Annotated in this window: 13 protein-coding genes; 7 read left to right on the forward strand and 6 right to left on the reverse strand. The window is 60.9% G+C overall.

Annotated elements, in window-relative coordinates; genetic code table 11:
• Positions 1–47 precede the first annotated feature (47 nt).
• From PMI01S_RS03995 to gatC, 6 genes are all read right to left on the reverse strand, one after another.
• A complete protein-coding gene (locus tag PMI01S_RS03995) occupies positions 48–428 on the reverse strand; it encodes a carboxymuconolactone decarboxylase family protein (RefSeq protein ID WP_084318091.1) in 381 nt (126 codons plus the stop codon).
• On the reverse strand, positions 425–1486 hold the full coding sequence (locus PMI01S_RS04000) for a calcium/sodium antiporter (protein ID WP_084318092.1): 1062 nt from the start codon (positions 1484–1486) through the stop codon (positions 425–427). The genes PMI01S_RS03995 and PMI01S_RS04000 overlap by 4 nt, the downstream gene beginning before the upstream one ends.
• A 50-nt stretch (positions 1487–1536) precedes the next feature.
• Positions 1537–1905 (reverse strand): septal ring lytic transglycosylase RlpA family protein, encoded by a 369-nt coding sequence (locus PMI01S_RS04005; protein WP_084318093.1) that lies wholly within the window; start codon positions 1903–1905, stop codon positions 1537–1539.
• 149 nt (positions 1906–2054) lie between these two features.
• The gene (gatB, locus tag PMI01S_RS04010) at positions 2055–3500 is read right to left on the reverse strand and encodes an Asp-tRNA(Asn)/Glu-tRNA(Gln) amidotransferase subunit GatB (RefSeq protein WP_084318094.1); all 1446 of its coding nucleotides are present in this window, start codon (positions 3498–3500) and stop codon (positions 2055–2057) included.
• Between the two features lie 10 nt (positions 3501–3510).
• On the reverse strand, positions 3511–4962 hold the full coding sequence (gatA, locus tag PMI01S_RS04015) for an Asp-tRNA(Asn)/Glu-tRNA(Gln) amidotransferase subunit GatA (RefSeq protein ID WP_084318095.1): 1452 nt from the start codon (positions 4960–4962) through the stop codon (positions 3511–3513).
• 16 nt (positions 4963–4978) lie between these two features.
• Positions 4979–5266, reverse strand: coding sequence for an Asp-tRNA(Asn)/Glu-tRNA(Gln) amidotransferase subunit GatC (gene gatC / locus PMI01S_RS04020; protein ID WP_084318096.1), 288 nt, complete (start codon positions 5264–5266; stop codon positions 4979–4981).
• A 211-nt stretch (positions 5267–5477) separates the two neighbouring features.
• Here gatC and mreB point away from each other — a divergent pair, with 211 nt between their 5' ends.
• The 7 genes from mreB to PMI01S_RS04055 all read left to right on the forward strand — a co-directional run bounded on the left by mreB (position 5478) and on the right by PMI01S_RS04055 (position 15363).
• Complete coding sequence (mreB, locus tag PMI01S_RS04025) at positions 5478–6515, forward strand: rod shape-determining protein MreB (protein ID WP_002555108.1); 1038 nt, start codon at positions 5478–5480, stop codon at positions 6513–6515.
• Positions 6516–6653: 138 nt separating this feature from the next.
• Complete coding sequence (gene mreC, locus PMI01S_RS04030; protein WP_084318097.1) at positions 6654–7814, forward strand: rod shape-determining protein MreC; 1161 nt, start codon at positions 6654–6656, stop codon at positions 7812–7814.
• Complete coding sequence (gene mreD, locus PMI01S_RS04035) at positions 7814–8305, forward strand: rod shape-determining protein MreD (protein WP_084318098.1); 492 nt, start codon at positions 7814–7816, stop codon at positions 8303–8305. Before mreC ends, mreD begins: the two co-directional genes overlap by 1 nt.
• A gap of 44 nt (positions 8306–8349) precedes the next feature.
• Complete coding sequence (locus PMI01S_RS04040; protein WP_084318099.1) at positions 8350–8946, forward strand: Maf family protein; 597 nt, start codon at positions 8350–8352, stop codon at positions 8944–8946.
• 57 nt (positions 8947–9003) lie between these two features.
• Positions 9004–10461 carry a ribonuclease G gene (rng, locus tag PMI01S_RS04045; RefSeq protein ID WP_008008603.1) on the forward strand — a complete coding sequence of 486 codons (1458 nt, stop codon included), beginning with the start codon at positions 9004–9006 and terminating at the stop codon, positions 10459–10461.
• A 75-nt stretch (positions 10462–10536) separates the two neighbouring features.
• Positions 10537–14340 carry a YhdP family protein gene (locus PMI01S_RS04050; protein ID WP_084318100.1) on the forward strand — a complete coding sequence of 1268 codons (3804 nt, stop codon included), beginning with the start codon at positions 10537–10539 and terminating at the stop codon, positions 14338–14340.
• A gap of 168 nt (positions 14341–14508) precedes the next feature.
• On the forward strand, positions 14509–15363 hold the full coding sequence (locus PMI01S_RS04055; protein WP_084318101.1) for a carbon-nitrogen hydrolase family protein: 855 nt from the start codon (positions 14509–14511) through the stop codon (positions 15361–15363).
• The last annotated feature ends 8 nt before the right edge of the window (positions 15364–15371 follow it).

The following is a 15371-nucleotide window of genomic DNA, read 5'->3' on the forward strand; positions in this document are numbered from 1 at the left end:
GGGCTTGCTCGCGAAGACGGCCGAACTGTCAGCACAATTCGGGCTGATTACTCGGGCTTCTGGTAGGTATCAATCACTTCCTGCGCCGCCCGAAACGCGTCGATCGCCGCCGGCACGCCTGCATACACCGCACAATGCAGCAACGCCTCGCGAATCTCTTCCACGGTGCAGCCGTTGTTCAGTGCACCGCGCACGTGGCCTTTCAATTCCTGCGGGCACTTCAACGCGGTCAGTGCGGCGAGGGTAATCAGGCTGCGGGTTTTCAGCGGCAGGCCTTCGCGATTCCACACGCTGCCCCAGGCGTGTTCATTGACGAAATCCTGCAACGGCTGAGTGAACTCGGTGGCATTGCCCAGCGCGCGGTCGACGAAGGCGTCGCCCATCACTTGGCGGCGGACTTCAACGCCGGGCTTTTTTGGGTCGGTCATGGCAATTCCCTCTTGTGGTGTTGGCGACGCCAGGCGCGCAGCGACGTGAACAACAGAAACGCCACCAGCGCCGGCAGGACGAAAATCAGCATCAGGTGTTCAAGCTTGCCCGCCAGCGGCATGCCGGTGGTGAACGACACCACGTGCAGACCGTACGCCAGGTACAAACCCAGAAACAGCAGACCTTCGGCGCGGGTCACCCTATAACCGGAATAGAACATCGGCAAGCACAGCGCCGCGACGCCGAGCATCACCGGCAAGTCGAAATCCAGCGCGTTGGGCGAGACCGACAACGGTGACGGCGCGATCAGTGCGGTAACGCCCAGCACGCCCAGAAGGTTGAACAGGTTGCTGCCGATCACGTTGCCTACGGCGATGTCGCGCTGACCACGCAAGGCCGCGATCAACGAAGTGGCGAGCTCCGGCAGGGACGTGCTGACGGCGACGATGGTCAGGCCGATGATCCTTTCCGACAGCCCCAGGTCTTTGGCGACCGATACCGCGGCGCCCAACAGCAAATGCCCGGCGTACACCAGCATCGCGAGACCGGCGACGATCATCAGCAGGCTGCTGAACCACGGCACTTGCGGGGCATCATGCGTTGTCGATTGCGGACGGACCGAGTGCCGCGACTGTCGCAGCAACAAGCCCAGATACAGTGCCAGCGCCGTCAGCAGCATCACGCCATCGATGCGGGTGAGTTCTTTATTCCAGGCCAGAACGAATACCAGCAGACTGGCGCCGATCATCAACGGAATGTCCAGGCGCACCAGTTGCCGCGAAACCCGCAGCGGGATGATCAGCGCCGAGAGCCCAAGGGTTACGAGGATGTTGAAGATGCTGCTGCCAATCACGCTGCCGACGGCGATGTCGGCGTTCTGCGCCAGGGTGGCTTGCAGGCTGACCGCCATCTGCGGCGCGCTGCTGCCCAGGGCGACGATGGTCAGGCCGATGATCAGCGGCCGTACATGCAGTCGCGCGGCCAGGCGCACGGCGGCGCGCACCATCAGCTCGGCGCCGGCGATCAGCAGAACCAGGCCGCTGAGCAGTTCAATCATGCTGATCAGTGGGATGTCGGCAAGTCCGAAAATGGTCGGGGCTCCGTCAGTCAGTCGAGGGCTTGCACGCGAACCCGTGCGGTGCCGCTTTTGATCATGCCCAGTTGCTCGGCGGCCTCATGAGACAAGTCGATCAGGCGCCCGCGAATGTGCGGCCCGCGATCATTGATGCGGACCACGCAGGATTTGTCGTTTTTCAGATTGGTGACCTTCACCCGCGTACCAAAGGGTAGTTGGCGGTGGGCGGCGGTCAGGGAATTCTTGTCGAAACGTTCACCACTGGCGGTGCGTTTACCCTGGTGTTTGGCGCCATAGTAGGACGCCACGCCTGTCTGGTCGTAGCCGTGTGGATCGACGACATCGGTGCTGGCGCAACCGGCGAGCAGCGAGAGCAGGGCGGCACCAAGTAGACGTTTCATTCAATGGTTTCCACATACAAATGTGGGAGCGGGTTTGCTCGCGAAAACGGCTGCACATTCAACACTGTTGTCGACTGTCAGACCGCTTTCGCGAGCAAGCCCGCTCCCACAGGGATTTGAGCCAGGCTTGAGTGCTGGCTCCATTCTCATCAGCCTTCGAGCTTGCTTTTCAGCAGTTCGTTGACTTGTTGCGGGTTGGCCTTGCCTTTGGAGGCTTTCATGGCCTGGCCGACGAAGAAGCCGAACATCTTGCCGCGTTTGGCTTCGTCTGCCGCGCGGTATTGCTCGACCTGCTCGGCGTTGGCCGCGAGCATTTCGTCCAGCACCGCCGAGATCGCGCCGGTGTCGGTCACTTGCTTCAGACCGCGCTTGTCGATGATCTCGTCCGCGCTGCCTTCGCCGTTGGCCATGGCTTCAAACACCACTTTGGCGATTTTGCCGGAGATGGTGTTGTCCTTGATGCGCAGCAGCATGCCGCCCAGTTGCTCGGCCGAAACCGGCGACTGCTCGATGTCCAGGCCTTGCTTGTTGAGCAGGCTGCCCAGTTCCACCATGACCCAGTTGGCCGCCAGTTTGGCGTCGCCACTGATGCTCACGACTTTTTCGAAGTAGTCGGCTTGCTCGCGGCTGGTGGCCAGGACGCTGGCGTCGTAGACCGACAGACCGAACTGCTCCTGGAAACGCTCGCGTTTCTGCGGTGGCAGTTCCGGCAATGTTGCGCGCACGTCATTGAGGAACGAGTCCTCGATAACCACCGGCAGCAGGTCCGGATCGGGGAAGTAACGGTAGTCGTTGGCTTCCTCTTTACTGCGCATCGGACGGGTTTCGTCCTTGTTCGGGTCGTACAGGCGAGTCTGCTGGATCACCTTGCCGCCGTCTTCGATCAGTTCGATCTGACGCTGCACTTCGCTGTTGATCGCCTTCTCGATGAAACGGAACGAGTTGACGTTCTTGATCTCGCAACGCGTGCCGAATTCGACCTGGCCTTTAGGACGGATCGACACGTTGCAGTCGCAACGCAGCGAACCTTCGGCCATGTTGCCGTCGCAGATGCCCAGGTAGCGCACCAGCGCGTGGATCGCCTTGACGTAAGCCACGGCTTCCTTGGCGCTACGCATGTCCGGTTCGGAGACGATTTCCAGCAGCGGCGTGCCGGCGCGGTTCAGGTCGATGCCGGTGGCGCCGCTGAATTCTTCGTGCAGGCTTTTACCGGCGTCTTCTTCCAGGTGCGCGCGGGTGATGCCGACGCGTTTGACCGTGCCATCTTCCAGGGCGATGTCCAGGTGGCCCTTGCCGACGATCGGCAATTCCATCTGGCTGATCTGGTAGCCCTTCGGCAGGTCCGGGTAGAAATAGTTTTTACGGGCGAACACGTTGTGCTGGCCGATCTCGGCATCGATGGCGAGACCGAACATCACCGCCATGCGCACCGCTTCCTGGTTCAGCACCGGCAGTACGCCGGGCATACCGAGGTCAACCAGGCTGGCCTGGGTGTTCGGCTCGGAACCGAAGGTGGTGGAACTACCGGAAAAGATTTTCGACCGGGTGGTGAGCTGGGTATGAATCTCCAGCCCGATCACGACTTCCCATTGCATGTGTTTCTCCTCAGAAGCCGGTTGGGGTGCGGGTGTGCCAGTCAGTGTTCAGCTGATACTGGTGCGCAACGTTGAGCAAGCGGCCTTCCTGGAAATACGGGGCGAGCAGTTGCACGCCGACCGGCAGACCGTCGACAAAACCTGCAGGCATGGACAGGCCCGGCAGACCCGCGAGGTTGGCGGTGATGGTGTAGACGTCTTCCAGGTACGCAGCGACCGGGTCGCTGCTCTTGGCGCCGAGCTTCCAGGCCGGGTTCGGCGTGGTTGGGCCGAGAATGATGTCGACCTCATTGAAGGCGGCCATGAAGTCGTTCTTGATCAGGCGACGAATCTTCTGGGCCTTCAGGTAGTAGGCGTCGTAGTAACCGGCGGACAGCGCGTAGGCACCGACCATGATCCGGCGCTGCACTTCCACGCCGAAACCTTCGCCACGGGAACGCTTGTACAGGTCTTCCAGGTTTTTCGGGTCTTCGCAGCGATGGCCGAAACGCACGCCGTCGAAACGCGACAGGTTGGAAGAGGCCTCCGCCGGAGCGATCACGTAGTACGCAGGGATCGCGTGCTGCATGTTCGGCAGGCTGATTTCCTTGATCACGGCGCCGAGTTTTTTCAGCTCTTCGACACTGGCCATGACCAGGTCGGCGATGCGCGGGTCCAGGCCGGCGCTGAAGTATTCTTTCGGCACGCCGATGCGCAGGCCTTGCAGCGAGCCGTTGAGGCTGGCGCTGTAATCAGGCACGGGTTCATCGATGCTGGTGGAGTCCTGCGGATCGAAGCCAGCCATGCCTTGCAGCAGGATCGCGCAGTCTTCGGCCGTGCGGGCCAATGGACCGCCCTGATCGAGGCTGGAGGCGTAAGCGATCATGCCCCAGCGCGAAACGCGACCGTATGTCGGTTTCAGGCCGGTGAGGTTGGTCAGTGCAGCGGGCTGACGGATCGAGCCGCCGGTATCGGTGCCGGTAGCTGCCGGCAATAGGCGCGCCGCGACCGCCGCAGCGGAACCGCCGGACGAACCACCTGGAACGTATTCCAGATTCCACGGGTTTTTCACCGCGCCGTAGTAGCTCGACTCGTTGGCCGACCCCATGGCGAATTCGTCCATGTTGGTCTTGCCCAGCGTCACCGCGCCGGCAGCCGCCAGTTTGGCAACCACGGTGGCATCGTACGGAGCTTTGAAGTTGTCGAGCATCTTCGAACCGCAACTGGTGCGGATGCCCTGAGTGCAGAACAGGTCTTTGTGAGCGATCGGCGCACCAAGCAGGGCGCCGTTCTCACCGTTAGCCCGGCGTGCGTCAGCGGCTTTTGCCTGCTGGAGCGCCAGGTCTTCGGTGAGGCTGATAAAACTGTTGAGCTGAGGATCGAGCTGGGCGATACGCGCCAGCAGGGTTTTGGTCAGCTCTTCGGAAGAAAACTTTTTATCGGCGAGTCCGCGGGCGATCTCGGCCAGAGTCAATTGATGCATTGCAGGCTCTTTCCCTTTAGTCGATGACTTTCGGAACCAGGTACAGGCCGTTTTCGACCGCTGGTGCGATGGACTGATAGGCCTCGCGATGATTGGTCTCGGTCACGACGTCTGCACGCAAGCGCTGACTGGCTTCCAGTGGGTGAGCCAGCGGTTCGATACCGTCGGTATTGACCGCCTGCATTTCGTCGACCAGACCCAGAATGCTGTTCAGGGCCGAAGTAATATGTGGAAGATCGGCTTCATCGAGGCCAAGGCAGGCCAGATGAGCGATTTTTTCCACGTCGGAGCGTTCAAGCGCCATTGCGATTCTCCAGTGGAAAACAGAACGGACGGCGTCCGTGTGTTAGATTGTCTGAACACTACCGCATTTCTACGGTCATAAGGCCGCGATTGTGGGGGTTGGTGCACAGAAAAGCGGCCAATTTAACATATTGGCGCCTTGCCCAAAATCCCTGTCGTTGTTAGAGTTTGCCGCACTTTTTTACCCACGCGTTGCCTAGGGTCCCTTTCCCATGTTCAAGAAACTGCGTGGCATGTTTTCCAGCGATCTTTCCATTGACCTGGGCACTGCCAACACCCTTATTTACGTGCGCGAGCGCGGCATCGTCCTGAATGAGCCATCGGTTGTGGCTATTCGGACACACGGTAACCAGAAAAGTGTCGTTGCTGTCGGCACCGAGGCCAAGCGCATGCTCGGCCGTACGCCGGGCAATATCGCGGCCATTCGTCCGATGAAGGACGGCGTCATTGCCGACTTCAGCGTCTGCGAAAAGATGCTGCAATACTTTATCAACAAGGTTCACGAGAACAGCTTCCTGCAGCCTAGCCCTCGTGTGCTGATCTGCGTTCCGTGCAAATCCACTCAGGTTGAGCGTCGAGCCATCCGTGAATCGGCCCTTGGTGCCGGCGCACGTGAAGTGTTCCTGATCGAAGAGCCAATGGCTGCTGCGATCGGTGCCGGCCTGCCGGTTGAAGAAGCACGCGGTTCGATGGTGGTCGATATCGGTGGTGGTACCACTGAAATCGCGCTGATCTCCCTGAACGGCGTGGTTTACGCCGAATCCGTACGGGTTGGCGGCGACCGCTTCGACGAAGCGATCATCACCTACGTGCGTCGCAACTACGGCAGCCTGATCGGCGAATCCACCGCCGAGCGCATCAAGCAGGAAATCGGTACAGCCTACCCGGGTGGCGAAGTTCGCGAAGTCGACGTTCGTGGCCGTAACCTGGCTGAAGGCGTTCCACGTGCCTTCACCCTGAACTCCAATGAAGTGCTTGAAGCTCTGCAAGAGTCGCTGGCTACCATCGTTCAGGCCGTGAAAAGTGCGCTGGAACAATCGCCGCCGGAGCTGGCTTCCGACATCGCCGAGCGTGGCCTGGTGCTGACCGGTGGTGGCGCCTTGCTGCGTGACCTCGACAAGTTGCTGGCCCAGGAAACCGGTCTGCCGGTGATCGTTGCCGAAGACCCGCTGACCTGCGTTGCTCGCGGCGGTGGCCGTGCTTTGGAAATGATGGACAAGCACACGATGGACCTGCTGTCGAGCGAGTGATCGCCCGATGCATCTATGCTGTTGAGCGCGCAGGCGGCACTTTGCAGTGCTGCCTGTTTGCGTTTACCTTCTGTCAGTCTGTATCCAGGCCGGTCTGCCGTATGAATAAAGAAAACATTTGCCTGGGAGGAGCGGCTTATTAAACCGCTTTTCACCAAAGGGCCTTCACTGGGCGTGCGCTTGTTGGTGCTGGTCGTGCTATCGGTCGCACTGATGGTGGTCGATGCCCGCTTCACACTGCTCAAGCCAGTGCGTAGCCAGATGTCGCTGGTGCTGATGCAGTCTTACTGGATCACCGACCTGCCACAGCGGCTATGGCAAGGTGTGGCCAGCCAGTTTGGCAGCCGTACCGAGCTGGTCGCCGAAAACGAAAAACTCAAGACCGAAAACCTGCTGCTGCAGGGCCGCATGCAAAAGCTTGCAGCCCTCACCGAGCAGAACGTTCGGCTGCGCGAGTTGCTCAATTCCTCCGCGCTGGTCAATGAAAAGGTCGAAGTGGCCGAGTTGATCGGCATGGACCCCAATCCCTTCACCCATCGCATCATCATCAATAAAGGTGAGCGCGACGGTGTGGTCCTCGGTCAGCCGGTGCTCGATGCCCGCGGCCTGATGGGCCAGGTGGTCGAGTTGATGCCGTATACCTCCCGTGTGCTGCTGCTGACTGACACTACACACAGCATTCCGGTGCAGGTAAACCGTAACGGTCTGCGGGCGATTGCCAGCGGTACCGGCAACCCTGAACGCCTGGAATTGCGTCACGTTGCCGACACGGCGGATATCAAGGAAGGCGATCTGCTGGTCAGCTCTGGTCTTGGGCAGCGGTTCCCGGCGGGTTACCCGGTGGCGACAGTCAGGGAAGTGATTCACGATTCCGGGCAGCCGTTCGCCATTGTCCGCGCCGTGCCGACGGCCGCCTTGAACCGCAGTCGTTACTTGCTGCTGGTATTCAGTGACACTCGTACGCCGGAAGAGCGCGCAAACGATGCTGCTCAGGCCCAGGAAAACCTGGATGCACAGGGCGGCGGGCCAATCATTCCCGCGACCGTGCCGAAACCTGTCGGTGTGATTGCCCCTGCTGCCGCTGCGGCCCCGGCTGTTCCCGCCGCTGCACCTGTGACGGCTGCCCCGGCCAAACCTGCTGCCGCTACCCCGGCCAAACCCGCCGCCGCACATCCTGCCGCCGCCAAGCCCCCCGCGACGACTCCGGCGGCCAAACCACCGGCGACACAACCCGCTGTCGTGAAGCCTGCTGCCAAACCGCCTGTCTCCGCGCCGGCCACCCAAGGGGGAAGAGAATAATGGTCGGTGCTACCGCCTCCCGAAACGACTGGATGGTCTGGCTGACATTCGCCATCGGCATGCTGCTCAGTGTTTCGCCACTGCCGCAATTCATGGAAATCTTGCGTCCGCTGTGGCTCGCCTTGCTGCTGGCGTTCTGGGCGTTGGCCCTGCCGCAGAAAGTCGGCATGGTTACCGCGTGGTGCCTGGGCCTGGCCGAAGATGTGCTCTACGGCACGTTGCTGGGCCAGAACGCGTTGATCCTGACCCTCATCACGTTCCTGGTGCTGTCGCTGCAACAGCGGTTGCGGATGTTCCCGATGTGGCAACAGAGCCTGGTGATCCTGGTGATCTTCGGCCTCGCGCAGCTCGTTCAGCTGTGGCTCAGCGCCCTGACCGGCAACCGTCAGCCAACGCTGGCGCTGGTCTTGCCGGCACTGGTCAGCGCGTTGCTCTGGCCGTGGATCAGCTTCGGTTTGCGCGGTCTGCGTCGACGCTACAAAATCAACTGATTCGGTCAGGCATTTGCCCATACCACGACAAGGGAGATGTCTTGATGAAACAGCTGTTCCTCGCCTCAGGCTCGCCGCGTCGCCGTGAACTGCTCACGCAGATCGGCTTGCCGTTCTCCACCATCAGCGCAGACATCGACGAAACCCCTTTTAATCATGAATCGCCGTCGGCCTATGTCGAGCGCCTCGCGCGCGGCAAGGCCGAAGCCGGGCGTGGTGCGGTCGTGTCCGACGCAGCATTCTGCGTGCTGGGCGCCGATACCGCCGTGGTGCTCAACGGGAAAATTCTCGGCAAACCGGTGGACGAAGCCGATGCGTGCGCCATGCTTATGATGCTGGCCGGTCGAGAGCACGAAGTGCTGACCGCCATTGCCGTGCTTGACGGTGAGCGCTGTGAGTCGCGGGTTGTGCGCAGCCTGGTGCGTTTTCGCCCCATCGATCCTGATGAAGCGGCGGCCTACTGGGCCAGCGGCGAACCTCGGGACAAGGCCGGTGGCTATGGCATTCAAGGACTGGGCGCGGTGTTTGTCGCCGGGCTCAATGGCAGCTACTCGGCGGTGGTCGGACTGCCGCTGTGCGAAACCGCTGAGCTGCTCGGCCATTTCGGCATACCCTGTTGGCAAACCCTTAACGCGCGCTGAGCGTCGTACTGACAAGATGCGGCCATTATCGTGAACATGCCTGAACGAGACCCTGCCATGAGTGAAGAGATCCTGATCAACATCACGCCGATGGAATCGCGCGTGGCGGTGGTTGAAAACGGTGTCCTGCAAGAGGTCCACGTCGAGCGCACGCAAAAGCGCGGGATCGTCGGCAACATTTATAAAGGCAAAGTCGTGCGGGTATTGCCGGGGATGCAGGCGGCCTTCGTCGACATCGGCCTGGATCGTGCCGCGTTCATTCATGCTTCGGAAATTTCCCTGCGCGAGGGCCCTGCGGTCGAGAGCATCAGCGCGCTGGTTCATGAAGGCCAGAGCCTGGTGGTGCAAGTCACCAAAGACCCGATCGGTTCCAAAGGCGCACGCCTGACCACGCAGCTGTCGATTCCTTCGCGTTATCTGGTGTACATGCCACGCACCGCGCATGTCGGCATTTCCCTGAAGATCGAAGACGAAGCCGAGCGCGAACGCCTCAAGCAAGTGGTCACCGATTGCGTGGCCAAAGAAGGCATCAAGGAGGCCGGCGGCTTCATCCTGCGTACCGCCGCTGAAGGCGCGGGCGCCGATGAAATTCTCATGGACATCCGCTACCTGCGCAGGCTCTGGGATCAGATCAACGAGCAGATCAAAACCATCAGCGCGCCGAGTGTGATCTACGAAGACCTCGGCCTGGCGCTGCGGACCTTGCGCGATCTGGTGAGCCCGAAGATCGAGAAGATCCGCATCGACTCGCGGGAAACCTTCCAGAAAACCACGCAGTTCGTCGCCGAACTGATGCCGGAAATTGCCGATCGTCTGGAGCATTACCCGGGTGAGCGGCCGATTTTCGACCTGTACGGCGTCGAAGACGAAATCCAGAAAGCCCTCGAACGCAAAGTACCCCTGAAGTCCGGCGGTTACCTGGTGGTGGATCCGGCTGAGGCCATGAGCACCATCGACGTCAACACCGGGGCGTTCGTCGGCCATCGCAACCTTGAAGAAACCATCTTCAAGACCAACCTGGAAGCCGCGACCGCCATCGCTCGCCAGCTGCGCCTGCGCAACCTGGGCGGGATCATCATCATCGACTTCATCGACATGGAAGACGAAGAGCACCAGCGTCAGGTGTTACGCACGCTTGAGAAACAACTGGAGCGCGATCACGCCAAGACCAACATCATCGGCATCACCGAGTTGGGCCTGGTGCAGATGACCCGCAAGCGCACCCGCGAAAGTCTCGAACAGGTGTTGTGCGAGCCCTGCAGCAGCTGCCAGGGTCGCGGCAAGCTCAAGACGCCGGAAACCGTTTGCTACGAAATTTTCCGCGAAATTCTCCGTGAGGCTCGTGCCTATCAGGCGGAAGGCTATCGTGTATTGGCGAACCAGAAAGTCGTCGATCGCCTGCTGGATGAAGAGTCGGGCAACGTGGCTGAGCTCGAAGGTTTTATCGGACGCACCATTCGGTTTCAGGTGGAAACCATGTATTCCCAGGAACAATACGACGTGGTGCTGCTCTGAATCGCTGTGCTTCACCCCAACTAGAACGGCTGGCCTCAGCTTTTTGCAGTATTTTTGCCATGGGAGCCAACTGACATGGAGCGTCTGACACGCATTTTGGCCGCACTGACCCGCTGGGGTCTGGGCCTGTGCGCGTTGGCTTTGGTGCTGATGGCGCTTTACGTCAGTCTCGGCCGCGAGCTGACGCCGCTGGTGGCCGAGTATCGGGCCGACGTCGAAGCCAAAGCCGGCGCTGCCCTGGGCATGCCGCTGCACATCGGTGAACTGGAAGGTAACTGGCGCGGCTTCGTGCCGATTCTGCTGGCTCACGACGTAATGGTCGGCGAGGGCGCCAATACCCTGCGTCTGGATCAGGTACGTGCGGTGCCGGATCTGTGGGGCAGTCTGCTGGCGCGTGAAGTGCGCATCGCCCACCTTGAACTCAATGGTTTGAAGATCAGCCTCAAGGAAGGCGAGGACGGTCATTGGGCGCTGGAAGGCTTGCCGGTGCAGCAGGATCAGCCACTGGACCCGGAACAGTTGCTCAATCGCCTGCAAATGGTCCAGCAACTGTCGGTGCTCGACAGCCAGGTGACCCTGCAACCGCTGGACCATCCGCCACTGACCTTTACCTACGTTGGCCTGAACCTGAAAACCGGCGTCTCCCGTCAGCGACTCGACGCGCGGCTGACCCTGCCCGACGGTCAGCCAGTGGCCATGAGCCTGCGCACTCGCATTCGCGCCAGCCAGTGGAAGGATGGCGAAGCGCAGGCTTACGTGAGCCTGCCGCAAAGCGACTGGTCGAAATGGCTTCCCGAACGCCTGACCCGACAATGGAATTTTTCCGAGATCAAGGCCGGTGGCGAGCTGTGGATCAACTGGAGCCAAGGCGCGCTGCAAAGCGCCGCGATCCGCTTGAACTCGCCGCAGATCAAGGGCGCCTACGCCGAGCGCAAGCCGATCCAGATCAACAACCTGGCGCTCAACAGCTATTTCCAGCGCAGTGCCGAAGGCTTCCTGGTGACGGTGGACTCGCTGTCCATGAACTTCGGCGAGACCCGCTGGGAATCGCATCTGCAACTCAAACAAAGCCTGGCCACCGACAAGGCCGAAGAACTCTGGCATCTGCAAGCCGATCGCCTCGACCTCACGCCGCTCACGCCGTTGCTGAATGCGCTGGGGCCACTGCCCGAAGGTGTCGCCACCGCCGTGGAGCGACTCAAGGTGACCGGTGGTTTGCGCAACGTGCTGGTCGACTTCCGTCCCAGCGCCACCGACGACAGCAAGGTCAGCTTCGCCGCCAACCTCGACCAGGTCGGCTTTGATGCCTATCACGGTGCTCCGGCAGCGCGAAATGTCAGCGGCAGCATCAGCGGTGACCTCGGTCACGGCGAACTGCGAATGGACAGCAAGGATTTTGTCCTGCACCTCGCCCCGATTTTTGCCAAGCCATGGCAATACATTCAGGCCAACGCCCGGCTGACCTGGAAGCTGGATAAAGAAGGCTTCACCCTGATCGCCCCGTACCTGAAAGTGTTGGGCGAGGAGGGCAAGATTGCCGGCGACTTCCTGATCCGCCTGCATTTCGACCATACCCAGGAAGATTACATGGACCTGCGGGTCGGCCTGGTGGACGGCGACGGCAAGTACACCGCCAAGTACCTGCCGCAAGTGCTCAGCCCGGCGCTGGACGAATGGCTGCGTACGGCCATTCTCAAAGGCGCGGTGGACCAGGGCTTCTTCCAGTATCAAGGCTCGCTGAATCATGGCGCTGTCGACACCGCTCGCAGCATCAGCCTGTTCTTCAAGGTTCACGATGCGGAGCTGGCGTTCCAGCCGGGTTGGCCGCATGTCAGCAATGTCAGCGGCGACGTGTTCATCGAGGACAGTGGCGTGCGTATTGTGGCCAGCAAAGGCCAGTTGCTCGACACGCAAGTCAGCGATATTTACGTCAATATTCCCCACGCGCCCGCCGGGCAAAACCCTCACCTGTTACTCGATGGCGCTTTCGCTGGCGGGTTGGGCGATGGCCTGAAAATTCTCCAGGAAGCGCCGATCGGCACCGCCACGACCTTTGCCGGATGGGAGGGTGAGGGCGATCTGAAGGGCAAGGTGAAACTGGATATTCCACTGGCCAAAGGCGAGCAGCCGAATATTCTCGTCGATTTCAAGACCGCCAAGGCGCGCTTGAAACTGGCCGAGCCCGTTCTTGAACTGACCCAGCTGAAGGGCGATTTCCGCTTTGACAGCACCAAGGGTTTAAGTGGCCAGAACATCAGCGCTCGCGCCTTTGACAAACCGGTCACTGCGCAGATTTTCGCCGAGGGTAGCCCGGGCAACATCAAGACCCGTGTCACCGCCTCGGGTCAGGTCGAGGTAAAGAAACTCACCGACTGGTTGAGCGTTACCCAGCCGTTACCGGTGTCCGGCCTGATCCCTTATCAGTTGCAACTCACCCTGGATGGCCTCGACAGCCAGTTGACGGTCAACTCGAACCTTCAAGGTGTGGCGGTGGATTTGCCGGCCCCGTTCGGCATGACGGCCGATGTGGGGCGCGATACGATGTTCCGCATGACCCTGCAAGGCCAGGAGCGGCGTTACTGGGTCAAATATGGCGATCTGGCGAGTTTCACGTTTGCAGCACCGCCCGGCAACTTCGCCGACGGTCGCGGCGAATTGTTCCTCGGTGGCGGCGATGCGGTGTTGCCCGGCGCCAAAGGCCTGCGGGTGCGCGGCGTGTTGTCGGAGCTGGATGTCAGCCCCTGGAAAGACCTGGTAGACAAATATGCCGGCCAGGATCCGGGTGGCAGCGCCAAGCAACTGCTCAGCAGCGCGGACTTCAAGGTCGGCAAGCTCAGCGGCATCGGTACCACCCTGGATCAGGCGTCGGTGCAGTTGAACCGCAAACCGACGACGTGGGCGTTGCAGCTCGACAGCCAGCAGGTCAAGGGCACTGCCGCTATCCCTGATGCGAAAGCCGCACCGATTGCGATCAATCTGCAATACGTGCGTTTGCCGGCGCCGGACCCGACGGTCCTGGCCGATGAAAACTCGCCGGATCCACTGGCCACTGTCGATCCGACCAAAATCCCGGCGCTGGATGTCACCATCAATCAACTGTTCCAGGGCCAGGATCTGGTCGGGGGCTGGTCGCTGAAAGTGCGTCCGACCGCCAAGGGCATAGCGCTCAATACACTGGATCTGGGCCTCAAAGGCATTTTGTTGCAGGGCAACGGCGGCTGGGAAGGTGTGCCTGGCGCATCCAGCAGTTGGTTCAAGGGGCGGGTCAGCGGCAAGAACCTCGCGGATGTGCTGAAAGGCTGGGGCTTTGCGCCCAGTGTCACCAGTGAAGAATTCCACATGGATGTTGACGGTCGCTGGCCCGGTTCACCGGCGTGGCTGGCCACCAAGCGTTTCTCCGGCACTCTCGATGCGTCGCTCAATAAGGGCCAGTTCGTTGAAGTCGAGGGCGGCGCCCAGGCGTTGCGGGTATTCGGCCTGCTCAACTTCAACTCCATCGGCCGGCGCTTGCGTCTGGACTTCTCCGACCTGTTCGGCAAGGGTCTGAGTTATGACCGGGTCAAGGGGCTGCTGGTCGCGACCAACGGGGTGTATGACACTCGTGAGCCGATCGTGCTGACCGGCCCGTCGAGTAATCTGGAACTCAATGGCAAGCTGGATCTGGTGAACGATCAGGTCGATGCGAAGCTGCTGGTGACCTTGCCGGTGACCAACAACCTGCCGATTGCCGCGCTGATCGTCGGCGCACCGGCGATTGGCGGTGCCTTGTTCCTGATCGACAAGCTGATCGGTGACCGTGTGGCGCGCTTCGCCAGCGTGAAGTACACCGTCAAAGGCCCGTGGAAAGAGCCGAAAATCACTTTCGACAAACCTTTTTGACGCTTTTTTTCCGAGCCCACTCTCCAGGCCTATGGAGTAGCATGGCCGTAAGCCCCCTGTAGGAGCTGTCGCAGGCTGCGATCTTTTGATCTGCAAAATTCAATATCAAAAGATCGCAGCCTGCGGCGGCTCCTACGGGTATGTGTTGATTCAGAAAAGGGTAAGGCCATGTCTTTAGCGGTGATTCAAATGGTCAGCCAGAGCGATGTGCTGGCCAATCTGGCCCAGGCTCGTCGGCTGCTCGAGCAAGCGGCGGCCGGTGGCGCGAAGCTGGCTGTGCTGCCGGAAAATTTTGCCGCCATGGGTCGCCGTGACATCGCTGACATCGGTCGCGCCGAGGCGTCTGGCGAAGGTCCGATCCTGCCCTGGTTGAAACAGACCGCCCGCGACCTCAAGTTATGGATAGTGGCAGGCACCTTGCCGTTGCCGCCGGTGGATCAACCGACGGCCAAAGTGCATGCCTGCTCGCTTCTGGTCGACGATCAGGGCGAAACGGTGGCGCGCTACGACAAGCTGCACCTGTTTGATGTGGACGTGGCGGACAACCGCGGGCGTTATCGTGAGTCCGATGACTATGCTTACGGCAGTGGCGTGGTGGTCGCCGACACACCCGTCGGTCGGGTCGGCCTGACGGTATGTTATGACCTGCGATTCCCGGAGCTGTACAGCGAATTGCGCGCTGCCGGTGCGGAGTTGATTACCGCGCCGTCGGCCTTTACCGCCGTGACCGGCGCGGCGCATTGGGATGTGCTGATCCGTGCGCGGGCCATCGAGACTCAGTGTTATGTGCTCGCGGCTGCCCAGGGCGGAACGCATCCGGGGCCGCGAGAGACCTTCGGCCATGCCGCGATCATCGACCCGTGGGGGCGAGTGCTCGCGCAACAGGATCAAGGCGAGGCCGTGCTGCTGGCCGAACGCGATAGCAGCGAACAGGCGTCCATCCGGGCGCGGATGCCGGTGTCCAGTCATCGGCGCTTTTTCTCGCAGGGCGCGCAGCGACCTGCCTCAGAACGACGAATTTAAGGCGTAAA

Origin of the sequence: Pseudomonas migulae NBRC 103157, from assembly GCF_002091715.1 — a bacterium.
In the GTDB taxonomy this organism is placed as follows: Bacteria; Pseudomonadota; Gammaproteobacteria; order Pseudomonadales; family Pseudomonadaceae; genus Aquipseudomonas; species Aquipseudomonas migulae_A.